The sequence below is a fragment of the Aestuariicoccus sp. MJ-SS9 genome, assembly GCF_032586235.1.
Taxonomy (GTDB): domain Bacteria; phylum Pseudomonadota; class Alphaproteobacteria; order Rhodobacterales; family Rhodobacteraceae; genus Aestuariicoccus.
This window is the reverse complement of the sequence record NZ_JAWHTD010000003.1, coordinates 66,666-88,207: the sequence shown is the minus strand read 5'-3', so window position 1 is coordinate 88,207 and position 21,542 is coordinate 66,666. Positions and strand designations below refer to the sequence as shown.

Below are 21,542 nucleotides of genomic sequence, written 5' to 3'. Positions count from 1 at the left end.
CCTACCCCCCGAGAGCGGCGGGCAGGCCGACCAGGCTCAGCCCGAGAATGAATTTGAAGATCGTGAACAGACCGACGGACAGGCCGATACCCGCCACGGCGGCGCGCCCCACATGGCCGCCGATCTGAAAGCTCAGGATCGCGGCGGCGATGGCCGTGGGGATGAGAAAGCCCAGCGGCTTGAGCGCATAGGCATAGCCCACCAGCACGATCACCGAGGCCGCCAGCGCGCCCAGGGTCTTCAGACCGGGCCAGTCGGGGCTGGGATCGGGGCGCAACACCACCACCAGACCGCAGAACGCGGCAACTGATCCGACGAGGATGGGAAAGGTCTTGGGTCCCACCGGGTCGGCCATGAAACTTGTCTGGATCTGCGTGGCGCTGGCCACATAGGCCAGCGCCACCAGAGTCACGACCAGACCGAAGATCCGGTCGCTGATCATTACTGGATCACCCCGATGTCTTTCGACAGCTGGCGGATCTCGGCGACCACCTGGTCGACATAGCCCTGGAAATCGGACCCGACCTTGGTAAAGGGCGCGAGGCCGTTCGCGGCCATGGCCTCTTTCCACTCGTCACTGTCGGCCACCGCCTGCAGCTTGGCGGCCCATGCGTCGAACTGCTCGTCGCTGATGTCCTTGGGCACGTAAAGCCCGCGCCAGTTCACCGCGACCACGTCATAGCCCTGTTCCTTGGCGGTGGGGATGTCCTCGAAGCCCGGCACGCGCTCTTCGGTCAGAACCGCGATGGCGCGCACGTCGCCGGATTTCAGAAAGCCCACGATTTCGGACATGTCGCCGGTCATCGCCTGGGTAAAGCCGCCCACGGTCTGGGTGATGGCGTCCGCGCCGCCATCGACGCCGATGTATTTCACCTTGGTGATGTCGGTGAAGCCCGCGCGCTGCAGGATCATCAGCGGCTTGAGGTGGTCGAACCCGCCCACGGCCGAGCCGCCCGCAAAGGCCACCGAACCGGGATCGGCCTTGATCGCCTCGACCAGGTCGTTCAGCGACTGAAATTCGCTGTCGGCCGCGACGACGATCACGCCCGGATCGGCGCCGATAGCGCCGACGAACCGCACCTGATCGGCGGTCATGCCGGCAAAGGCGTTCTGCGCCAGACGGGTCGAGGTGGCCGAGCTGGCCGCGACGATCAGATCCGGATCGTCGTTTCGCTCGGTGACCACATGCGCATAGGCCAGACCGCCACCTGCGCCGGCCATGTTGGTGACCTGCACGGGCTGATCGACCTGTCCGATGTCATACAGAATCTTGCCGATCTGACGGCAGGTGAAATCCCAGCCGCCGCCCGGATTGGCCGGTGCGATGCATTCCGCCGCCATGGCGGCCCCGCCGCTCATGCCGAGAACGGCGCCCGTCACGAGCGCCTTGATAAGACGTTTGTTCATTATTTCCTCCCTGAGTTGTGCCGGATTTCCCCCGACACACCGCGCCTAAGTGGGCCGTTGCATCCGCGTTCTGTCAACCCCACGGATCGAAATTTGTTGCCGAATGGCGTCAGATCTGTGTTCCACCGCGCCAGAGCTTGCCCGGGATCCCGCGTCCGGGCCCTGCCAGACTCTTGCGAGGTGCCCGCCGATGCCGCATTCTGTTAACCGCGCCGTCGCGCGAAAAGGTCTTCGCACGCGGCCCGTTCATTGCCCGACTGCGCCAGCCAAGCTGAAGGAGAAAGTGACATGAGCGATCTGCTGCGCAAACCGCTGGGCGACACCGGGCGCGTCCATCACATCACCGTCGAGGGCGCGCAGGGCCCGTTGTCGGCTGGCTGGTCCTATGTCGGCTTCGATCTCTACCGGCTGCGGCCGGGCGAGGTGGCCCAGGACGACACCGGCGACCGCGAGGTGATCCTGGTGCTGGTCGAGGGCAAGGCCGACATCTCCGGCGCGGGCCGCGACTTTGGCGAGTTGGGCGACCGGATGGACGTGTTCGACCGCACCCCGCCGCATTGCGTCTATCTGCCCAACGGCACCGGCTGGTCGGCTCGGGCGACGACCGAGTGCGCGCTTGCCGTGTGCAGCGCGCCGGGCCACGGCGGCCATGACGCGCAGATCATCGGCCCCGCGGGCATCTCGCTGGAAGAGCGCGGCAAGGGCGGCAACACCCGCTACATCAACAACATCGCCATGGAGGGCCGCGACGTGGCCGACAGCCTTCTGGTGACCGAGGTCTTCACGCCTGCGGGCAACTGGTCCTCCTACCCGCCGCACCGGCATGACGAGGACGATTACCCCAACATGACCTATCTCGAAGAGACCTATTACCACCGCCTGAACCCGGCGCAGGGTTATGGCCACCAGCGGGTCTGGACCGAGGACGGATCGCTGGACGAGACCATGAGCGTGTCGAACCACGACGTGGTGCTGGTGCCGCGCGGGCACCACCCCTGCGGCGCGCCTTATGGGTATGACATGTATTACCTCAACGTCATGGCCGGGCCGCTGCGCAAATGGCGGTTCAAGAACCACCCAGACCACGATTGGATCTATCAGCGCGATATGGGGTAGGCGCGGGCTCAGACCTGGCGCAGGTGGTGCTTTTCCAGCAGGCCGACCAGCATCTCGCCCGCCGCTTGCCGATGCGCGCGGTGCAGCCGCCGCGCCTCGTCGGGGCGGCCCGCGCGGATCGCGGCCAGCACCCGGCGGTGATCGTCGTTCGACGCGGTGGGCAGGGGCCGCATATGCAGCGTCAGACGTCGCGCGCGGCGCACCTGATCGGCCAACATGCCGACGATCCCCGCGATACGCCTGCTGCCTGAAAGCCGCACCAGTTCGGCGTGAAACCGATCGTCCGCTTCGGCCCAGCTGGTCAGATCGCCCGTGGCCAGCGCAAGGTCCATGTCGTCGATCGCCGCCGTCATCCCGGCCAGCTCGGCCTCGGGCTGCCGCGCCTCGGCGGCGCGGGCGGCGGCGAGGCTTTCGAGCTCGGTCAGGATCTCGTAGATCTCGCGCATGTCCCCGGGCAGGAGCGGCTGGATTCGCACTCCCCGCCGCGGCCGCACCGCGACCAGCCCCTGCGCCTCGAGGATCAGCGCGGCCTCGCGCAGCGGCGTGCGCGACATGCCCAGACGTGCGGCCAGTTCGGTCTCCAGATGGTCCGACCCCGGCGCCAGATCGCCGCTGAAGATCATCTCGCGCAGCCGGGCCACGGCCTGATCCACGCGCGTACCCGGCCCGGTCATGCCAGCGCCACCTTGCGGCCCTGGGCCGACGAGGCATAGATCGCCTCGACCGTTTCCAGTACCGGCAGGTAATCGGCGGCGCGGTTCTCGGGCGGGGCGCCGTCGCGCCATGCGGCCAGGACATGCGCCTGTAAGGCGTGGACACAATCGCCGCCGAACCCCTCCCAGCTGTCGGGCGGCAGCAGGCGGATTTCCCCCAATGCGCCGAACCGGCGATGCCAGAGCGACCCGTCCCCCAGCAGCCTCAGGCTGCCCTCGGTGCCTTCGATCAGCGCCTCGCCCATGGTGCGGCGCAGGTTCTCGGCGGCGTGGTCGAGATGCCGGTTGCCGTCGAAGACCGCGCGCAGCCCGCTGTCGTGATCAAAGACGATATGGCCCGCATCCTCGCCCGCGACCGCCGGGTTGAGCCGGCGCAGATCGGCATAGACCGCGTTGGGCGGGCCAAAGAGAAAGCGGAAGGTGTCGACCCAATGCACCGCGGTTTCCTGCACCAGAAAGCGCGGCATGGTCTGGAAATAGGGCTGCCGGTCGAGATAGGCGTCGGGGCCCCGCCCGTCGCCGGGGCGCAGCCGGAAGGTGGCGTTCTGCACCTGTCCCAGAAGGCCGTCCCCAAGCGCTGTCTTGATCGCGCGATACCAGGGCTGAAAGCGGAAATTCTCGTGCACGATCAGGGTCGCGCCCGCCTCTTCGGCCTCTTGCGTCACCGCGCGCGCCTCGTCGAGGCTGGTGCAAAAGGGCTTTTGGCAGACGATCCAGCGCAGCCCGGCGGCCAGCGCTGCACGGATCGCCTGGGCATGGGCGGGCGGCGGCAGGATGATGTCCAGCAGGTCGGGCGCGGCGGCCGCGAGCATCGCGGTCAGATCGGTGAAGGCCGGCAGGCCGGTCGCCGCCGCGCGCCCCGGCGCGTGGTCGCAGAGGCCGACGATCTCTGCCCCCTCCAGCCGCTGCCAGCTGCCGATGTGGAACTGGCTGAAATACCCCGCCCCGGCGCAGGCGATGCGCAGCTTGGGGTTCATACCGCCTCCAGCGCCGCGCCGACGGCGGCGGCGGCCTGTTGCGTGCTGGCCGTGCCGCCCAGGTCGCGGGTCAGCGCAGCGCTGTCCCGCACGACCGTCTCGACCGCGCGGCGCAGCCGCCGCGCATCTGCATTAAGCGCTTCGTTGCCGTGGCGCGTGCCCAGCCAGTCCAGCATCATCGCCGCCGAGAGGATCATCGCAAAGGGATTTGCCACCCCTTGCCCGGCAATGTCGGGGGCCGATCCGTGGCAAGGCTGGAACACGGCGTGATCCGCGCCGATGTCGGCCGAGGGCGCAAGCCCCAGCCCGCCCATCAGCCCCGCGCCCAGATCCGACAGGATGTCGCCGAACATGTTTTCCGTCACCAGCACGTCAAAGTCCCAGGGCCGCGTCACCATCCAAAGCGCGGTGGCGTCGACATAGGCGTGATCGGCGGTCAGATCCGGGTGGCGGGCGGCCTCTTCATCAAAGATGCCGCGGAAAAAGGCGAAGGCGCGAAAGACGTTGGCCTTGTCCACGCAGGTCACCCGGCCCGGCCCGCGCCCGTCTTCCTTGCGGCTGCGGGCCATGTCGAAGGCAAAGCGAAACAGCTGTTCCGAGATGTCCCGCGTGATCAAAAGGGTCTCGCGCGCCTCGGTGTCGCTGACCTCGCCCCGGCCTTGGGTGTGAAACAGCCCCTCGGTGCTTTCGCGGATCAGGACAAAGTCGATCTCGCGGTCCGGCGGCAGGTTCAGCGGCGTGCGCTGGCCCGCCCGCACCGTCACCGGACGCACCCCTGCAAAGAGCGTCAGCGCCTTGCGCAGCGCGATCTGCGGCGAAATCTCGGTGCCGTCGGGATAGCGGATGTCGGGCAGGCCCATGGCCGACAGAAGGATCGCATCGGCCCCGCGCGCCAGGGCGAGCGCCGTTTCGGGCAGCGCATCGCCCGTCCGGGCGTAATGCGCGGCCCCGGCGGGCGCGTCGGTAAAACGCAGGCGATACCCGCCCGACGCCGCCGCCAGAGCGTTCAGAATGTCGAGCGTCGGGCGCATGATCTCGGGCCCGATGCCGTCGCCGTGAAAGACGGCGATGTCGTAGGTTTGCGGCATGGCAGGGCCCCGGATTCGTGAATCGACAGGGGTCTTGATAATGTATACGTTAAAAAATGCAACAACGGGAGAGATGCCATGTATGCCGTCACGGTCACCTTCAAGCTCCGGCCCGGCACCGCGCCGCGCTTTCTGGAGCTGGTGCGGACCAATGCCGCCGCGTCGCTGAGGGACGAACCCGGGTGCCACCGGTTCGACGTCTGCCACGCAGAGGATCGTCCCGACGAGGTGTTCCTCTACGAACTTTACGGGACGCGGGCGGATTTCGACGCGCATCTTGCCACACCCCATTTCGCCCGCTTCGACGACGCGATCGGCGACCTGGTCGAAGACAAGCACATCGCGCTTTACGAACAGGTCTGGACATGAGCGAGTGGGAGGTTTTCGCGGTCAAATACTCCGACCGGAACAACCGCACGCGGGCCGACAGCTTTATCTTCGACGACGCGCATGACGCGCCGCATCCGATGGATTACTTCATGTGGCTTTTGCGGCGGGGGGATGAGGCGATCCTGGTGGACACCGGTTACGACGCCGCCGAGGGGCAGGCTCGGGGCCGCCCGATCCGCAGCGACCCGGTGACGGCGCTGGCGCCGCTCGGGGTGCGGCCGGATCGCATCACCGATCTGATCGTGACGCATCTGCATTACGATCATGCCGGGGGTCTGCACCTTTTTCCCAACGCGCGGCTGCATCGGCAGGCGGCCGAGATGGCCTATGCCACCGGGCCCTGCATGTGCCACGACACCCTGCGGATGCCGTTCACGGCGGCGCATGTCTGCGAGGCGGTCCTGCGGCTTTATGCCGGCAAGGTGGTGTTCTACGACGGCGACGCGCAGGTGGCCGAGGGTGTCACCGTCCATTGCATCGGCGGTCACAGCCGGGGCTTGCAGGCGGTGCGGGTGCGGACCAAGGCGGGCTGGCTGGTACTGGCCTCGGACGCCGCGCATTTCTACGAAAACCTCTGGCGGCACAAGCCGTTTCCCATCGTCGTCGATGTCGAACGGATGCTGGAGGGCTACACCCGGCTCGAGGCGCTGGCGTCTGACCGCAAGCTGGTCGTGCCGGGGCACGACCCAATTGTCAGTGCGGTGTTCCCCGAAGGCCCCGCTGGGCACATCCGCCGGCTGGATGCTGGCCCGGCGTGGGAGATCGAGGTTTAGGCTTGAGCGTGGGCCGGGTCTTTCCGTCGGGCGCAAGCCGCGACCAGCGCCAGCCCGCCGGGACGGGCAGGCGCTGGTCGCGGCGGCCTTCGGCCTTAATTCCGCGACTTCTGGTGCAATGAAAAGGATGGGTCAGAAACCCCTCACCCCCGCATCCTCGCGCCGCCCGGATCGTAGACCGGGCCGCCTTCGACCACGGCGCCGTACATCTCGCCCAGGGTCTCCACCTGCACCGCCGTCCCCGGTGCGGCGCTCTCGGCGGTGACATAGCCCATCGCCATCGACCGGCCGACCCGGTGCGCATAGCCGCCCGAGGACACATAGCCAATCGCCGCGCCGTCCTTCAGGATCGCCTCGTCGCCCGACACGTCGATGCCGTCCACGTCGATGGTCAGCGTCACCAGCCGCGACGCCGGGCCTTTGGCGCGCAGGGCCTCGGTCGCGGCTTTGCCGGTGAACTCCTTGGAGAAGTCGATGAACCCGTCCAGCCCCGCCGCCACCGCATCGAAATCGGGCCGGTATTCCAGCCCCCAGGCGCCCCAGCCTTTCTCGAGCCGCAGCGACATCAGCGCCCGCGCACCGTACCAGCGATAGCCCAGAACCGCACCCGCCTCTTCGACGGCCTCGGCCAGACGCAGCAGGTGATGCGGGCGGCAATAGATCTCGAACCCCAGTTCGCCCGAGAACGACAGGCGGTTCAGGATCACCGGCACGCCGCCCACGAATGTCCGGCGGATGTCGCGGAACCGCAGAGCGTCGGCGCTGACGTCGTCGCGGGTGATCCGCGCCAGCAGCGCGCGCGACTGTGGGCCGGACAGGGCCACGCCGTGCCAGTCGTCGCTGACATTGGCATAGGTCACATCATCGGGCAGGGCGCGGGTAAACCAGCGCCGGTGGGCCTCTTGCATCGCGCCCGAGCCGAAGAGCATGAAGTGATCCTCGGCCAGACAGCCAACGGTCAGATCGCCGTAAAGCTTGCCTTTCTCGGTCAGCATCGGCGTCAGCGACAGGCGCCCCGGCGCGGGCAGACGCCCGGCCAACACCCTTTCCAGGAAGGCACGCGCGCCGGGGCCGCGGAAGTCGTGCTTGGCGAAATTCGCGATCTCGATCCCGCCCACGGCGTTCTGCACCGCGGCCACCTCGCGGGCGACGTAATCGTGGCTCCGGTTGCGCTCGAACGTCGGCTCCTCGTGCGCATCCTCGGGCCCGTCGGCGAACCACAGCGCGTGTTCCAGACCAAAGCTTTGCCCCATGCGCGCGCCCTTCGCCACCAGCCGGTCGTAAAGCGCGGTGGTCTTTTGCAGCCGGCCCTTGGGCAGGGTCTCGTTCGGGAAGGTCATCACGAAGCGCCGCTCGTAATTCTCGGTCGATTTGACCGTGCCCCAGTCGGGCGTGGCCCAGTCGCCGAAGCGCGCGACATCCATCGCCCAGACGTCGATCCCCGGTTCGCCGTCGATCATCCATTCGGCCATCGTCAGCCCGACCCCGCCGCCCTGGCAGAACCCGGCCATCACCCCCACCGCGCACCAGTAATTGCGCATTCCCGGCACTGGGCCGATCATCGGGTTGCCGTCGGGGCCAAAGGTGAAGGGGCCGTTGATCGCCTGCCTGATGCCCACCTCGCCCAGCACCGGGATGCGGTCGAAGGCGAACTCCAGCCGGTCGGCGATCTGGTCGAGGTTGGGCGGCAGCAGCTCGTGCCCGAAATCCCAGGGCGTGCCGCCGACCTTCCAGGGCGTGCCTTTCTGTTCGTAGGTGCCCAGCAGCAGCCCCTTGCGTTCCTGCCGGAAATAGATGTTCGCCTCGTAGTCGATGCCGCAGGGCAGGCGGCTTTCGGCGGCCGCCACCTCGGGGATATCCTCGGTCAGCAGGTAGTGATGCTCCATCGGCTGGACGGGCAGGTGCACGCCCTGCATATGCCCGACCTCACGCGCCCAGAGCCCGCCGCAATTGACGATGTGCTCGGCGTTGATGACGCCACGGGGCGTGGTCACGTCCCAGCTGCCGTCGGCGCGCTGGGTGGTGGCGGTGACGGGCGTGTGGGTGAAGTATTGCGCGCCGTGGTGACGGGCGGACTTGGCGAAGGCATAGGTCGCGCCCGAGGGGTCCAGATCGCCGTCCTGATCGTCCCAGAGGGCCGCCAGATAATGCTTGGGGTCGATCAGCGGGTGCCGGTCAGCCACTTCCTGCGGCGAGATGAATTCCTGATGCAGCCCCATGTAGCGCGCCTTGGACCGCTCGCGCTTGAGGTAATCGTACCACGTCTTGTTGGAGGCCAGATAGAACCCGCCGGTGATGTGCAGCCCGACGCTGTGGCCCGAGGTCTCTTCGATCTCGCGGTAAAGGTCGATCGTGTAGCTTTGCAGGCGGCTGATGTTGGGGTCCGAGCTGATTGTGTGGATCTGCCCGGCCGCGTGCCAGCTCGACCCGCTGGTCAACTCGTTTCGCTCCAGCAGCACCGCATCCTTCCAGCCGAATTTCGCCAGGTGAAAGAGGATCGAGCAGCCCACCACGCCGCCGCCGATGATGACGACTTTGGCATGGGACGGCAGGTGTTTGCCGTTCGGGGTCTCGGCGGATTGGATCTCGGGCATGGCAGGGGCTTTCGGTTCGGGGGCTTTGGGGCAGGTTAGCGGGCATGGCGCGCCGCGTGACGCTTGAAAAAACCCATGGTTTGGATAAGCGTGGGTTATGCAAGAACTCTGGCGCCTTGTATCCTCCCCCCGTCACCTCATCGTCTTTGAGGCGGCTGCACGCCATGGGTCGTTCACCCGTGCCGCGGCAGAGTTGAATGTTCAGCAGCCCGCCGTCAGCGCCGCGATCAAAGAGCTGGAAGCATCGCTTGGCGTGATGCTGTTTCACCGCGCGCATCGCAGGGTTACGCTGACGGCGGCGGGCACGCGGCTGGCCAGCGACGTGACCCGCGCGCTTGATCAGGTTCTGTCCTCTGCCCGCGCGGTGCGGCAGTTGACGCACAACGAACATGTCACGCTGAACGCATCGACCGCCTTCACGCATTACTGGATGATGCCGCGCCTGCGCGACCTGCACGACCGGCATCCCGACATCGACCTGCGCCTGCAATCGAGCGACCGCGAGCCCGAGATCGACGCCGAGCACATCAGCCTTGCGGTGCGGCGGGGGCGGGGGGACTGGCCCGATTGCCACGCGGTGCGCATCGCGTCCGAGGTGATCTGCCCTGTCGCCAGCCCCCGGGTGCTGGAGGCCGCCGGGCTGCGCATGCCCTCTGACCTCTTGTCGGCGCGGCTGATCCATCTGGAGGAGCCGGTGCGCGAGCGCCCCGGCTGGCGCGACTGGTTCGCCGCCTTCGGCATCAACGGGCAAGCGCCAGAGGCCGGGCTGCGGCTGAACGATTACGCGCTGGTGCTGCAGGCGGCCATCGCGGGCGAAGGCATCGCCTTTGGTTGGCGGCATGTCACCGAGCCGCTGATCCGGCAGGGCCTGCTGGCCGCGCGACGCGACTGGTCGTGGGAGACCAGGCTTGGGTTCTACCTCGTGTGGTCGCGCGCGCGCCCGCTGGGCGAGGCCGCGGCGCAGGTCCGCGACTGGATCGTCGAGAGCGCGGGGCGGTCATGAACTGGCTGGCTTACGGCGCGGTCTTTGTGGCCTTTCTCGCCAGCCATTCCATCCCTCTGCGCCCACGGGTCCGGCAATGGATGGTGGGCCGGATGGGCCGCGGGGGCTTTGCGCTTGGCTACTCGGCGTTATCGCTCGTCATGCTGGCGCTGCTGATCCGCGCGGCGGGGCTGGCGCCCTTTGTGCCGCTCTGGCCGCAGGAGCCGTGGCACAGGACCGCCGCACAGGCGGGCATGGCGGCGGTCTGCGCGATCCTGGCCTTTGGAGTGGCGCGGCCCAACCCGTTCTCCTTCGGCGGCGCGGGCAACGAGCGCTTCGACCCTGCGCGCCCGGGCCTCCTGCGCTGGACGCGGCACCCGGTGCTGGCGGCGCTGGCGCTTTGGGCCGGGGTGCATCTGCTGGCCAACGGGGCGCTGGCGCATGTGCTGCTCTTTGCCGTGTTGGGGGTCTTTGCGCTGGCCGGAATGCCGCTTGTCGACCGCCGCAAGCGGCGCGAGATGGGCGCTGCGCGCTGGCAGGACCTGCGGCGCGCGGTGGCCGCGACACCGGCCCTGCCGCGCCCGCGTCCCGCGCGCGGTGTGCTGCTGCGCACGGGTTGCGCCCTGGGGCTTTACGCGACGCTGGTCGCGCTGCACCCCGCTCTGATCGGGGTGCCCGCGTGGTGACCGCGCGCCGCGCCGGTCAGACGACGATCAAATCCGAGGTGTCGAGCCCTAGAATGATCGGATCGTGGTCCGAGGCCGCAAAGACATCCTCGCTGTAGAACCCAGGGTCGTTGAAGCTCGAGTTGTAATTCAGCAGGTCCGGTTCGTCGGCGTTGATGTGCCACTCGGTCAGACCGGTGACCCTGTCGGCGAACACATCCGACGCCATGGCCTGATCGAGCGCGCCCTGCTGGCCGTCGAAGACGAAACTATAGGCGGTGTCGGCCCCGACGAAGGTGTCCAGCAGATCGGTGTAGAACGGATCGTCTGACAGCACCTGCACCGGGTCCTCGCGCGTGTATGCGTTGTAATCGCCCAGAATGACGAAGCTGTCGGTCCCCGCGCCGCCGAAGTCGCTGCGCAGCCAGGCGTCCGTTTCCACCGCCGCATCCGCGCGGACCGCGTTCCAGAAGCCCTGACCGTCGCCCTGATCGTAGTTCGGATCGGCCAGAAGCGCATCCAGCTGGGACTGCGTGATGGTGGCGCCGCCCGCGGCAAGGGCATCCGCGGCGGCATCGGCCAGATTCTCCAACCCGCTGTCGCCCTTGGATTTGAAATGCACCGAGGCGACGGTGAAGGCCGTGCCGGTGACCGCGTCCTCGAACGTGGCGGCGACGACCGGGCGGTTGCGCTGCAAGTCATTGATCGCATTGCCGATCTCGTCGCTCAGCACGGTGGCTACGGCCAGCGTGTCGGCGGCCGAGGTTTCGTCGAAGACGTGGTAGTCGGCCTCGACCAAGGTCACGGCGGTCTGATCATAGATCAGGCCCGTGGTGATGGCGTCGGTGCCGATAAAGCCGTCCTCGCCGGGATCGGAGGGATCGGTGGGGTCGACGAAGGCGAAGACCTGCCCGGTGCCCAGTAGCGTGGCCTCGGCGTTCAGTGCATCGACCAGTGCTGCGATGGCGCTGCCGGCGCCAAAGCCGTTGTTCTCGATCTCCTGCAGCGCCAGCACCTCGGCGCCCGTGCCCAGTATCGCATCGACCAGCTTGACGGTCTGGCGTTCCAGATCGAGCGCCGTTCTGGCGCCGCGCACGCCCACGCTGTCCGTGGGTCCGGTGTTGCCGCTGAGCGTGGTGAAATAGTTCAGTACGTTGAACCCGGCGACCTGAAGATCGCCGCCCACATTCCCCGGCGTCGCGGGCCGCGCGCCTTCGTTGGTGGCGGGGTCGATCTGCAACTGATTTTCCATCAGCAGCTGAAACTCGCCAAAGGCATAGCTGAGCACGCCCGTGGGCGTGTTCAGGATCTCTGACCCCAGCCGCAGCGTCGGACCGTCAGCCGAGAACGTATCCCCGACATCGAGATAGCCGTTGCCGTTGTCGCCCACGCTGGCGGGCACAAAGCGGAATTCGTCGGGGTTCTGGTTGGACTGTCCATCGTCGAGCAGAAGGCGGTTGTTCAGGTTGGCCTCTTGCAGGGCGAGGACCTCTGCCAGTTCGGTCTGCGCGTCGTAAAGCTGCGTGGGCTGGGTCTGGGTGCCCGCGCTGACGGTGATCTGGCCGAACCGGTCGAAGTTGAAGTTCTCGATGACCGTCAGCGCATCGGCGGTGCCGCTGTTCAGCTCGACGCGCATCCCTTCGATGGCCTCGAAATCCTGCGACACCGCCGGGTCCAGCCCGATCTGAACGGCGGTCGGCATCGGGTTGCCGTCCGACAGGACGGTGATGTCGGTCACCGTGTCGATCTGGGTCAGGTCGAAGAATTCGTCCACCGTCCCGGTGACAGACACCTGCTGTCCGAGCGATGGCAGACTGGTGCCGTCGGTGAAGACGAAGATGCCCTCGGAGGTGGCCGCATCGGCGTCGGCGTCGGCATCCTCTTCCTGCAGGAAAAAGCCGTTCGACACCACATAGGTCACCACCGCCTCGACCTTGACGATTTCGCCGAAGCGCGCGGCGACCGGGCCGCTGCCCTGAACCGACGAGATCAGCACCGTCTCTGGCGGGGGCGGGGGCGGCGGTGGCGGGGCGCCGTCGTTGGCGACCCCGCGGGTTTCGGGCTCGGAGGTGCGCCAGGTGCCGTCGTCGTTGCGCTGAAGGGATTCACCCACCGGGTTGCTGCCGGTTTCGCGCACGCCGATATCGGTCGAGGTCACCCCGTCCGCCGGGCCGCCCACTGCGGTAAAGCTGCCCTCGTAGCTGAGGAATTCGATCAGCGTGTCGTCGTTCGACAGCGCCAGCCCGTCAGGCGCGCCGTTCTGCATATTGGGCGTGTCGACCACGTAGTAATCGAAATCGTCGTCCGACGAGCTTGGCGCGGCGGGCAGCGAGTAGGTGGCGTAAGACGCGCCGCCGTTGCCGTTGTAAAGCGTGATCTCTGTCTGCGAGACGTCGGTTCCGGCAGCGACCCGGATTTCGACGAATTCGCCGGTGTCCGATCCGCCGTTGTCATAATGGAATTCGTTGATCCGCCCGACGAAGGCTTCCGAGGGATCGCCGTTGGGTGCGCCGGGCGTGCCCAGATCGCCCGCGCCGAACTCCGCGACGGCGGTGGTCCAGTTGGCCCCGACATTGTTGTCGGAGGTGAGGTCGATCAGTTCCATCGATGCGCCGTTGGGATCGGGGAAGTCCGGCCCGCCGTCGTATTCGACGCGGTCCACCTCGCCGAAATCCGGCGAGGTCAGGATGATCTCGTCCCCGCTGTTTCCCAGGAACATGCCGCTGTATTCGTAGTCCACCGGCACGCCGCCGTTGGTGGCCGTGTCGCCATTGCGGCCCAGCACCAGATAGCCGCCCGCGGGCACGATCAGAGGCCCGCCGTTGTCGATCAAGAAGCTGTCGAAATCGTTGTCCGACACGGTCCAGCCGTTGATGTCGACGTCCTGATCGCCGGCGTTGTGGATCTCGAAATACTCGCCATCACTGTCCGACACCGCGCTGGGGTTCTGCATGATCTCGGAAATCACCAGCTGCGGCGCGGGCACGAAGTTGTTGTCCAGCCCGCGGGTCTCTTCCTCGGGCGCGCGCCAGGTGCCGTCGTCGTTGCGCTGGATCGAAAAGCCGATCGGCGTGTCGCCGGGCTCGAAGACGCCCACATCGGTCGAGGTCAACCCGGCGGCGGTGCCGTTTGAGGCGGTGAGCGACCCTTCGTAGCTTAGGAATTCCAGCACCGCGCCATCGCCGATCAGCGCCAACCCGTCGGGCGCGCCGTTCTGCAGTCCGGGCGTGTCGATCACGTAGTAATCAAAGGCGCCGTCGCTGCTGGCGGGCGTTCCCGGCAGCGGACGCGTGGCATAGAGACCGCCGCCATTGCCGTTGTAAAGCTCGACCGACAGGCGCGAGGGATCGGTTCCGGCGGCGACGCGGATCTCGATGAACTCGCCGGTGTCCGGCCCGGCATTGTCGTAGTGAAATTCGTTCACCCGCGCGTCGGGCGGCGGCACTTCGATCACATCGGCCACGGTGACCGCGATGTTGGCCGCAGCACTGCCGCTATTGCCGTCGTTGACCCCGACTGTCACGTCATAGACATTGTCGCCGTCGTCGTCCTGCGGGTTCTCGTAATCGGGGGCGTCGATGAAGCTGAGCGCACCGCTTGCCGCGTCGATCTGGAACAGCGCCGCATCCGCGCCGCCCGCGATCCCGAAGGTCAGGGTGTCGCCGTCGATATCCGTCGCGCTGATGCCCGCGGGGACCGCGGTGGTGTTCTCGTCCACCGTGACGCTGGCGTTTGCCGCGATCTCGGGCGCGTCGTTCTCGCCTTGGACGGTTACGGTGACGGTGGCGGTGTCGCTGCCGCCGCGCCCGTCCGACACGGTGTAGCTAAAGCTGGCGGTGCCCTCGTCGGTCGCGCCCAGCGACTGGAACGCGTCGCCCGGATCGAAGACCACGTCGCCGCCCACCAACGTCACGTAATCGCCGGAAACGGCGGTGATCGTCAGCGCGTCGCCTTCAAAATCGCTGTCGTTGGCCAGCAGCGACGTGGCCAGGAATGTGGTGCTGCCATCCTCTGGGGCCGTGACCGCGTCGTCGCGCGCGAAGGGGTCGTTGTTGCGGCCGTCCACGTAAATCGTGCGGTCCTCACCCTCGAAATAAAGCGCCTCGAACCCGCGCAGGGTGTCGCGCCCCTCTTCCTCGCTTTCGACAAAGACCCGCTGCAAGAACCGCCCGCGCAGTGTGATCTCGTAATCCGCCGAAACGCCCGCGAACACCGCCGTGTCGAAGCCCTGGCCGCCGCGCAGGTCGTCGTTCCCCGCCCCGCCGCTGACGGTGTCGTCGCCGAAGCCCGCGAAGACGCTGTCGTTGCCGCCGCCCGCCGACACCTCGTCATCGCCGAAAAAGGTGAAGATTCGCTCGCCGCGCTCGGTGCCGGTGATAACGTCGTCGCCGAATGTGCCGAACGTGAAACGGCCCTTTGAAAACCCCATCTGCGAACTCCCATGTCAAATGCCGCCGCGTTTGCTTCGCAGCTGTTCATGTCAATGCCACGACACGTGACCCCACTTCGGGGTAATTCAATCGTTCGACCTATAGGTGACGTCGCGACAGCGCGACGTGGCGCGGCAAAAATGACTAAAGTACACGCTCGACTATACGAGCGTTTCAGACATCTGTGAGATAAATTTTCGCCAGGCGGCAAAAGCCGGTATGTGGCGGCGAACCGGCCTCTGAGTGTCGGTCAGACCGACACGCTCTGCATCAGCGCGTCACGCGACAGCTCGCCCTTGCGTCCGCTCATGCGCACAGATCCGCGTTCGAGCACGTAGAACGCGTCGCCCAGATCGTAGGCAAAGCTGAAATACTGCTCGACCAGGATGATCGCCATATCCGCCTGCTCGCGCAGATGCGCGATCACCCGGCCGATCTGCTGGATGATGTTGGGCTGGATGCCCTCGGTCGGCTCGTCCAGCAAGAGCAGTTTCGGCTTGGCGATGAGGGCGCGCGCGATGGCCAGCTGCTGCTGCTGGCCGCCCGACAGATCGCCGCCGCGCCGGTTGAGGAAATCCTTGAGGATCGGGAACAGCTCGAAGATCTCGTCGGGGATGCGGTGTTCGGACTTGGGCAGGCAGGCGAACCCGGTTTCCAGATTCTCGCGCACCGTCAGCAGCGGAAAGATGTCGCGCCCCTGCGGCACGTATCCGACGCCTTTGTGCGCCAGCACATGAGCGGGCAGGGGGCCTATCGTCTTGCCGTCCAGCGTCATCGTGCCGCCGGAATGCGGATGAGTGCCGGATATCGCCTTGAGCAGGCTGGTCTTGCCCACCCCGTTGGTGCCCATCACGCAGGTGATCTCGCCGGTCCGCGCGGCCATGTCGATGCCGTTGAGGATCCGGCTGCCGCCGTAATGCAGGGTCAGCCCCTCGGTTCGGAGTGTTTCAGCGCCCAAGATAAACCTCGATGACTTCTTCGTTCCGGGTGACGTGATCGAGCGTGCCTTCGGCCAGGACCGACCCTTCGTGCAGCACCGTCACCTTGCAATCCAGCCGGCGCACGAAATCCATATCGTGTTCCACCACCACGACGGCGCGCGATTTCGCCGCCTCGCGCAGGATGTCGGTGGTGTGTTCGCGCTCGGCCAGGGTCATGCCTGCGGCGGGTTCGTCCACCAGCAAGAGCTTGGGGTCCTGCGCCAGCAGCATCCCGATCTCCAGCCATTGCTTCTGCCCGTGGCTCAGCTCGCCCGCCTTGCGGTCGAGCGCGTCGGAGAGGCCGATCTCGCCCGCCAGTTCGGTTATCCGCGCATGATCCTCGGGGCCGGGACGGAACACCAGCACCGCGAAAGGCCCGCGCGTCTTGCGCAGCGCCATCATCAGGTTGTCGGCGACGCTCTGATCCTCGAAGACCGTGGGGCGCTGGAACTTGCGCCCGATCCCGGCCTGGGCGATGCGGTTCTCGGACATCTTCAGCAGCGACACCCCCTTGTCGCCGTACAGCACACGGCCGGAATCGGGCCGGGTCTTGCCGGTGATGATGTCCATGAAAGTGGTCTTGCCCGCACCATTGGGCCCGATCACCGCGCGCAGCTCGCGCTCGGCGATCTGGAACGACAGGTTGTTGATCGCCTTGAACCCGTCGAAGGACACCGAAACGCCCGACACCTCCAGCAGCGTGCTCATTGATCGGCCTCCTTCTCGCGCAGCGCGCCGGGATCGGGGCCAAGATCGGCACCATGCCGGTTGGGGCTCTTGCGATGCGCGATCAGGTCGACCAGCCCGCCGATGCCCTTGGGCGCGAAAAGCGTCACGCAGACGAACGACAGGCCCAGCAGAACGGTCCACCAGTTCACCCACTGGATGGTGGCGAACCCGAGGTTGATGTCAGGCGCCTGCCCGCCGGTGAACCATGTCGACAAGAGCGATACGAAGGCCGCGCCGATGACCGCGCCGTAAAGCCGCCCGCGCCCGCCGATGGCGACCCAGACCGCAAGGTAGATCGACGCGATCGGCGCCAGCTCGGCCGGGTTCACGATGCCCGCCTGCGGATAGTAAAGCGCGCCCGCGATCCCCGCCAGAACCGCCGTCAGCGTGAAGATAAAGAGCTTGAAGCCCTCGACCGGGTAGCCCAGGAACCGCACCCGCGCCTCGTCGTCGCGGATGGCGCGGATCACCGATCCGAATTTGCCCGACACCACCCAGGCGCAGAGCACATATCCCCCCGCCAGCGCCAGCGCCGAGCCCCAGAAGAACCACAGCGACACGGTGGCCTGCGGCACGTCGCTCAGCCCCGGCAGGTTCTGCAGTCCCGACAGCCCGTTATTGCCCCTGAGCCCGCTGTCGTTCTGGAAAAGATGCAGCGACAGCGCCAACGTCATCGCCTGCGTCAGGATCGACAGGTAGACCCCGGTCACCCGGCTGCGGAACGCCAGCCAGCCAAAGACCAGCGCCAAGAGCCCCGGCACCAGCACCACCGCCGCCAACTGCAGCGGCAGCGAATGGGCAAAGGCCCAGATCGGCGGGAATTCCGATGCGCCCACCACGCCGAAGATCTGCGTGGCGATGCCGTCCGATATCTCTTGCGGGGTGGGTGGCAGATCGGCGGCGACCAGGCTGTCGACGACGATCAGCCGGGTCCGCTCGTACATCAGCCACATGCCGATCGCATAGCCCCCGAGGCCAAAGAACGCCATGTGCCCCAGCGACAGGATCCCGCAATAGCCCCAGACCAGATCCATCGCCAGCGCCACCAGGCACAGACACAGCGTCTTGCCCAGCGTCTTGACGAACGAGGTCGAGATCACGCCCGCCCCCGTCCCCTCGGCCAAGAGCGTCACCCCGACGGTGAAAAGCGCCAGGACCGCCAGAAACACCATCACCGACGGATAGCGCATGACGAAAGGCCGCCGCACCCCGGCATTCATCGCCACATCGCTCATCGCACCACGCCCCTGCTTCTTCTTGGCATAAATACTCCGGGGGTTTGGGGGCAGAGCCCCCATTCGAAACGCATGATCATGCCTCCGCCGCGCGTCCCTTGAGCGCAATGATGCCCTTGGGCCGGAACTGGATGAAGAGGATGATGAAAAGGATCATGTAGGTCTGCGCCGCCAGCGTGTTCGACGGGTTCAGCCATTCGATTCCCTTCTGCAGGCCACCGACCATCGTGGCCCCCAGCAGGGTCCCCCAGATGTTGCCGACCCCGCCCACGACCACGGTCATGAAGCTCTGCACGATGTAATCCGCGCCCATCTCGGATGTGACCTTGGCGTAAAGCCCGATCGCCACGCCGGCGATCCCGGCGATGCCGGACCCGAAGCCGAAGGTCAGCATGTTGATGCGGTCGGGGTTGATCCCCATCGACGCCGCCATGCGCGGGTTCTGCGTGACCGCCCGCACCTCCAGCCCCAGCCTTGTGCGGTTCATCACAAACAGAAACAGCCCCAGAAACAGCAGCGCCAGCACGAAGATCGCGATGCGGATATAGCTGATCGACACGATGTCGTTGATGATCCACGACCCATCGAGCCAACCAGGTGAGGTCAGCGGCCGCGCCTGCGTGCCGAATATGTTCTTGGCGATCTGCTGCAGCGCGATGGAAATGCCGAAGGTGGCCAGCAGCGTCTCCAGCGGACGGTGATAAAGATACCGGATCACCAGCCGCTCCATCGCCACGCCCGCCAGGAAGGTCACCGCAAAGGCCAGCGGCAGCGCCACCAGGATCGAGAGCGTGTAATCCGGCACGAAAAGCTGCACCACATAGCCGGTGTAGGCGCCCATCATGATGAACTCGCCATGCGCCATGTTGATCACGCCCATCACACCAAAGGTGATCGCCAGCCCGATGGCCGCCAGGAAATAGATCGACGCCAGCGACAGCGCGTCCAGCCCCAGATCGGCCGCCTGGTTCAGCGCGACCTTGTTCTCGATCCCGGTCAGCACCGCCTCGGCCGCCAGCGCCACCGGCGGCGGCGCGCCGATGTAGCGTTCGAAAAAGACAAAGGCGTCCAGCGCCGCGTCGATCTCGGCTTCGGTGGCCACGGGCCGCACCCTTCCCGCGTCGGCCAGCGCCGCATAGGCGATGTCGCGCGCCGCCTCGCTGTCCAGCGTGGCGACCTGAATGCCCGCAACGGCGCCGCCTTCGATGTTTTCGACCAATGCGGCGCGCTTGTCCGCGCGGCTGATCCGCGGCTTCGCCAGATCGGCCTCGACCAGCAGATCATAGGCCTCGTCCCGCGGCAGCGCCTCGCTTCCCGGCTTCAGCGCGCGCAGGATGTCCGGCGTCCCGGGCAGCGCCTCGGCGGTCTCGAGCCGCGTCGATACAAGCGGGTTCAGCGCCGCGCGCACGTCGACGCCCAGATCGCCCGCAAAGCTCTCGATGGCTGTGATCCGCGCCGCCTCGTCGGCATCGAAGCGGATGGTCAGCAGCCGCTCCAGCCGCGCCTTCCGCGCCAGGATCCCGGGCTCGCTCTCCATCCCGAGGCTCGCGCGCAATGCCGCCAGGTGCGATTCTTCCGCGCTCCGCTCGATCGCGTCCAGCGCGCGCTCTCGTTCCTGCGGGTCGCTGTCGGTCAGCTGGAACTGCACCAGCGCCGCACCGATCATGCCGCGGATCCCCGAGTTCGGCTTCAATTGCTTGTAATCGTCCTCGGCCACCGTCCCGATCTCGGAGCCGTCGGCGAAATCGAAGATGCGCAGCGTGTCGCGGTCGATCTCTTCGGCATAGACGAAAAGACCGCTTTCCTCGTGCCGCCACATCGCCTTGTCCTGCCAGCGGTCCAGCACCACCTGCGCCTCGGGCAGGCCGCTGGCGGCCAGCGCGTCGATGGCGGGTGCGATGGTACGGCGCGAGCTCTTGGCGATGATCTCGCCATGCTCCTGCAGAAGCTCCTGGATCGGCGCGCCGACGTCCTGCGCCATGACGCCGGTGCCCGCGCACCAGAGCATCGTCACCGCAAGGCAGCGCGCGATCAGGGATCTGATCATTCGGGTCAAGTCGGAACCCCTGCTTCTTCTTGGCAAAAATACTCCCGCCGGAGGCGTCCGCGCGTCGCGGCTTCGCACCGGCCGGGATCAGAGAGAGGGGCGGTGGCCGCCCCTCCCGCAATCGTCGTCAGTAGTTCGACTTGATCTGCACGCAGGTCGCGGTCTCGGTGTTGTACATACCGCAGCCCAGTTCCTGCCAGTCGCTGACCAGAACCGCCGATTCCGGCAGGAAGTCGGTCCAGGCGTCGCCCGGCACTTCTTCGGTCTGGCTGATGATGTCGAACTGCCCGTCCTCCTGGATTTCGCCGATCAGCACCGGCTTGGCCAGATGGTGGTTGGGCAGCATCACCGCCGTGCCGCCGGTCAGGTTCGGGAATTCCTGCCCGTACATGGCGGTGCGCACCGCGTCGACGTCTGTCGTGCCGGCATCCGCGGCCGCGTTCAGCCACATGTTGAAGCCGATGTAATGCGCCTCCATCGGATCGTTGGTCACGCGCTCTTCGCCCATGCGCTCTTTCCAGGCGGCGACCCAGGCCTCATTGGCCTCGGTGTCGGCGGTCTGGAAGTAGTTCCAGGCGGCCAGGTGACCCACGAGGTTGGTGGTGTCGAGACCCGAAAGCTCTTCCTCACCGACCGAGAAGGCGACGACCGGGATGTCATCGGCGCTGACGCCCGCGGCGGCCAGTTCCTTGTAGAAGCCCACGTTGGCGTCGCCGTTGATCGTGCTGATCACGCCGACCTTCTTGCCGTCCGCGCCAAGGGCGACCACGTCGGCCACGATCTTGGACCAGTCGGAATGACCGAAGGGCGTGTAGTTGACAAAGATGTCCTCCGCCGGAATGCCCTTTTGCTGCAGATAGCTTTCAAGGATGTTGTTCGTGGTACGCGGGTACACATAGTCGGTGCCCAGCAGCGCGAATTTCTCGACGCCCAGCTCCTCGAGGAAGTAATCCGTGGCCGGGATCGCCTGCTGGTTCGGCGCGGCGCCGGTGTAGAAAACGTTCTTCGAGCTTTCCTCGCCTTCGTACTGCACCGGGTAGAACAGCAGACCGTTCAGCTCTTCGATCACAGGCAGCACCGACTTGCGGCTGACCGAGGTCCAGTTGCCGAAGATCACGTCGACATCGTGCACGGTGAGCAGCTCGCGCGCCTTTTCGGCAAAGAGCGGCCAGTCGGATGCGGGGTCGACGACGACCGCCTCCAGCTCGCAGCCCAAAAGGCCGCCGGCCTCGTTCTGCTGCTCGATCAGCATCTCCATGGTGTCCTTCAGCGTGGTCTCGGAGATGGCCATCGTGCCGGACAGCGAGTGCAGCACGCCCACCTTGATCGGACAGCTGACATCCTGGGCAAAGGCGGGCAGCGTGGTGGTAAGCAGCGCCGCGGCCGCCGTGGTGGTCAAGAGTTTCATCGACATCG

At 66.6% G+C, this 21,542-nt stretch carries 17 protein-coding genes; 5 read left to right on the top strand and 12 right to left on the bottom strand.

The window, feature by feature from the left end; genetic code table 11:
• Position 1: 1 nt before the first annotated feature.
• On the bottom strand, positions 2-442 hold the full coding sequence (locus RXV88_RS03425) for a tripartite tricarboxylate transporter TctB family protein (RefSeq protein WP_316290696.1): 441 nt from the start codon (positions 440-442) through the stop codon (positions 2-4).
• A complete protein-coding gene (locus RXV88_RS03420) occupies positions 442-1,407 on the bottom strand; it encodes a Bug family tripartite tricarboxylate transporter substrate binding protein (protein ID WP_316290695.1) in 966 nt (321 codons plus the stop codon). Before RXV88_RS03420 ends, RXV88_RS03425 begins: the two co-directional genes overlap by 1 nt.
• Positions 1,408-1,695: 288 nt before the next feature.
• On the opposite strand from RXV88_RS03420, the gene iolB reads away from it, so the two are divergent.
• On the top strand, positions 1,696-2,523 hold the full coding sequence (iolB, locus tag RXV88_RS03415) for a 5-deoxy-glucuronate isomerase (protein ID WP_316290694.1): 828 nt from the start codon (positions 1,696-1,698) through the stop codon (positions 2,521-2,523).
• Positions 2,524-2,531: 8 nt separating this feature from the next.
• Here the strand turns inward: iolB and RXV88_RS03410 are convergent, their stop codons facing one another.
• The 3 genes from RXV88_RS03410 to RXV88_RS03400 are packed head-to-tail and all read right to left on the bottom strand — an operon-like array spanning position 2,532 to position 5,301.
• Positions 2,532-3,197 carry a GntR family transcriptional regulator gene (locus RXV88_RS03410; protein ID WP_316290693.1) on the bottom strand — a complete coding sequence of 222 codons (666 nt, stop codon included), beginning with the start codon at positions 3,195-3,197 and terminating at the stop codon, positions 2,532-2,534.
• Positions 3,194-4,213 carry a Gfo/Idh/MocA family oxidoreductase gene (locus RXV88_RS03405; RefSeq protein ID WP_316290692.1) on the bottom strand — a complete coding sequence of 340 codons (1,020 nt, stop codon included), beginning with the start codon at positions 4,211-4,213 and terminating at the stop codon, positions 3,194-3,196. The genes RXV88_RS03410 and RXV88_RS03405 overlap by 4 nt, the downstream gene beginning before the upstream one ends.
• Positions 4,210-5,301, bottom strand: a complete 1,092-nt coding sequence (locus tag RXV88_RS03400; protein WP_316290691.1) for an isocitrate/isopropylmalate dehydrogenase family protein — start codon at positions 5,299-5,301, stop codon at positions 4,210-4,212. The genes RXV88_RS03405 and RXV88_RS03400 overlap by 4 nt, the downstream gene beginning before the upstream one ends.
• Before the next feature lie 78 nt (positions 5,302-5,379).
• Here RXV88_RS03400 and RXV88_RS03395 point away from each other — a divergent pair, with 78 nt between their 5' ends.
• Together RXV88_RS03395 and RXV88_RS03390 are read left to right on the top strand one after the other, a co-directional pair.
• Positions 5,380-5,670: a putative quinol monooxygenase gene (locus RXV88_RS03395; RefSeq protein WP_316290690.1), complete on the top strand. Its 291-nt coding sequence runs from the start codon at positions 5,380-5,382 to the stop codon at positions 5,668-5,670.
• Positions 5,667-6,464, top strand: coding sequence for an N-acyl homoserine lactonase family protein (locus tag RXV88_RS03390; RefSeq protein WP_316290689.1), 798 nt, complete (start codon positions 5,667-5,669; stop codon positions 6,462-6,464). Before RXV88_RS03395 ends, RXV88_RS03390 begins: the two co-directional genes overlap by 4 nt.
• 143 nt (positions 6,465-6,607) lie before the next feature.
• Here the strand turns inward: RXV88_RS03390 and RXV88_RS03385 are convergent, their stop codons facing one another.
• Entirely contained in the window at positions 6,608-9,058 is a 2,451-nt protein-coding gene (locus tag RXV88_RS03385) for an FAD-dependent oxidoreductase (protein WP_316290688.1), read from the bottom strand.
• Between the two features lie 97 nt (positions 9,059-9,155).
• Between RXV88_RS03385 and RXV88_RS03380 the strand changes: the two genes are divergently transcribed.
• The gene (locus RXV88_RS03380) at positions 9,156-10,061 is read left to right on the top strand and encodes a LysR substrate-binding domain-containing protein (RefSeq protein WP_316290687.1); all 906 of its coding nucleotides are present in this window, start codon (positions 9,156-9,158) and stop codon (positions 10,059-10,061) included.
• A complete protein-coding gene (locus RXV88_RS03375; RefSeq protein ID WP_316290686.1) occupies positions 10,058-10,726 on the top strand; it encodes an NnrU family protein in 669 nt (222 codons plus the stop codon). The genes RXV88_RS03380 and RXV88_RS03375 overlap by 4 nt, the downstream gene beginning before the upstream one ends.
• Positions 10,727-10,742: 16 nt before the next feature.
• On the opposite strand, the gene RXV88_RS03370 is transcribed toward RXV88_RS03375, so the two are convergent.
• The 6 genes from RXV88_RS03370 to urtA all read right to left on the bottom strand — a co-directional run bounded on the left by RXV88_RS03370 (position 10,743) and on the right by urtA (position 21,540).
• A complete protein-coding gene (locus RXV88_RS03370; protein WP_316290685.1) occupies positions 10,743-15,134 on the bottom strand; it encodes an ExeM/NucH family extracellular endonuclease in 4,392 nt (1,463 codons plus the stop codon).
• A gap of 251 nt (positions 15,135-15,385) precedes the next feature.
• Positions 15,386-16,093 carry an urea ABC transporter ATP-binding subunit UrtE gene (urtE, locus tag RXV88_RS03365; protein ID WP_316290684.1) on the bottom strand — a complete coding sequence of 236 codons (708 nt, stop codon included), beginning with the start codon at positions 16,091-16,093 and terminating at the stop codon, positions 15,386-15,388.
• Complete coding sequence (gene urtD, locus RXV88_RS03360) at positions 16,083-16,823, bottom strand: urea ABC transporter ATP-binding protein UrtD (RefSeq protein WP_316290683.1); 741 nt, start codon at positions 16,821-16,823, stop codon at positions 16,083-16,085. Before urtD ends, urtE begins: the two co-directional genes overlap by 11 nt.
• Complete coding sequence (urtC, locus tag RXV88_RS03355) at positions 16,820-18,079, bottom strand: urea ABC transporter permease subunit UrtC (RefSeq protein ID WP_410468793.1); 1,260 nt, start codon at positions 18,077-18,079, stop codon at positions 16,820-16,822. Before urtC ends, urtD begins: the two co-directional genes overlap by 4 nt.
• Positions 18,080-18,155: 76 nt before the next feature.
• Positions 18,156-20,126, bottom strand: a complete 1,971-nt coding sequence (gene urtB / locus RXV88_RS03350) for an urea ABC transporter permease subunit UrtB (protein WP_410468792.1) — start codon at positions 20,124-20,126, stop codon at positions 18,156-18,158.
• Between the two features lie 127 nt (positions 20,127-20,253).
• Positions 20,254-21,540, bottom strand: coding sequence for an urea ABC transporter substrate-binding protein (gene urtA, locus RXV88_RS03345; RefSeq protein ID WP_410468791.1), 1,287 nt, complete (start codon positions 21,538-21,540; stop codon positions 20,254-20,256).
• Between the last annotated feature and the right edge of the window lie 2 nt (positions 21,541-21,542).

Coding starts and splice junctions, on each gene's coding strand:
- RXV88_RS03380 (WP_316290687.1), top strand. CDS start 9,156: ATGCAAGAACTCTGGCGCCTTGTATCCTCCCCCCGTCACCTCATCGTC.
- RXV88_RS03405 (WP_316290692.1), bottom strand. CDS start 4,213: ATGAACCCCAAGCTGCGCATCGCCTGCGCCGGGGCGGGGTATTTCAGC.
- urtA (WP_410468791.1), bottom strand. CDS start 21,540: ATGTCGATGAAACTCTTGACCACCACGGCGGCCGCGGCGCTGCTTACC.
- RXV88_RS03395 (WP_316290690.1), top strand. CDS start 5,380: ATGTATGCCGTCACGGTCACCTTCAAGCTCCGGCCCGGCACCGCGCCG.
- RXV88_RS03390 (WP_316290689.1), top strand. CDS start 5,667: ATGAGCGAGTGGGAGGTTTTCGCGGTCAAATACTCCGACCGGAACAAC.
- urtC (WP_410468793.1), bottom strand. CDS start 18,079: ATGAGCGATGTGGCGATGAATGCCGGGGTGCGGCGGCCTTTCGTCATG.
- RXV88_RS03385 (WP_316290688.1), bottom strand. CDS start 9,058: ATGCCCGAGATCCAATCCGCCGAGACCCCGAACGGCAAACACCTGCCG.
- RXV88_RS03410 (WP_316290693.1), bottom strand. CDS start 3,197: ATGACCGGGCCGGGTACGCGCGTGGATCAGGCCGTGGCCCGGCTGCGC.
- RXV88_RS03375 (WP_316290686.1), top strand. CDS start 10,058: ATGAACTGGCTGGCTTACGGCGCGGTCTTTGTGGCCTTTCTCGCCAGC.
- RXV88_RS03370 (WP_316290685.1), bottom strand. CDS start 15,134: ATGGGGTTTTCAAAGGGCCGTTTCACGTTCGGCACATTCGGCGACGAC.
- iolB (WP_316290694.1), top strand. CDS start 1,696: ATGAGCGATCTGCTGCGCAAACCGCTGGGCGACACCGGGCGCGTCCAT.
- RXV88_RS03400 (WP_316290691.1), bottom strand. CDS start 5,301: ATGCCGCAAACCTACGACATCGCCGTCTTTCACGGCGACGGCATCGGG.
- urtD (WP_316290683.1), bottom strand. CDS start 16,823: ATGAGCACGCTGCTGGAGGTGTCGGGCGTTTCGGTGTCCTTCGACGGG.
- RXV88_RS03425 (WP_316290696.1), bottom strand. CDS start 442: ATGATCAGCGACCGGATCTTCGGTCTGGTCGTGACTCTGGTGGCGCTG.
- urtB (WP_410468792.1), bottom strand. CDS start 20,126: ATGATCAGATCCCTGATCGCGCGCTGCCTTGCGGTGACGATGCTCTGG.
- RXV88_RS03420 (WP_316290695.1), bottom strand. CDS start 1,407: ATGAACAAACGTCTTATCAAGGCGCTCGTGACGGGCGCCGTTCTCGGC.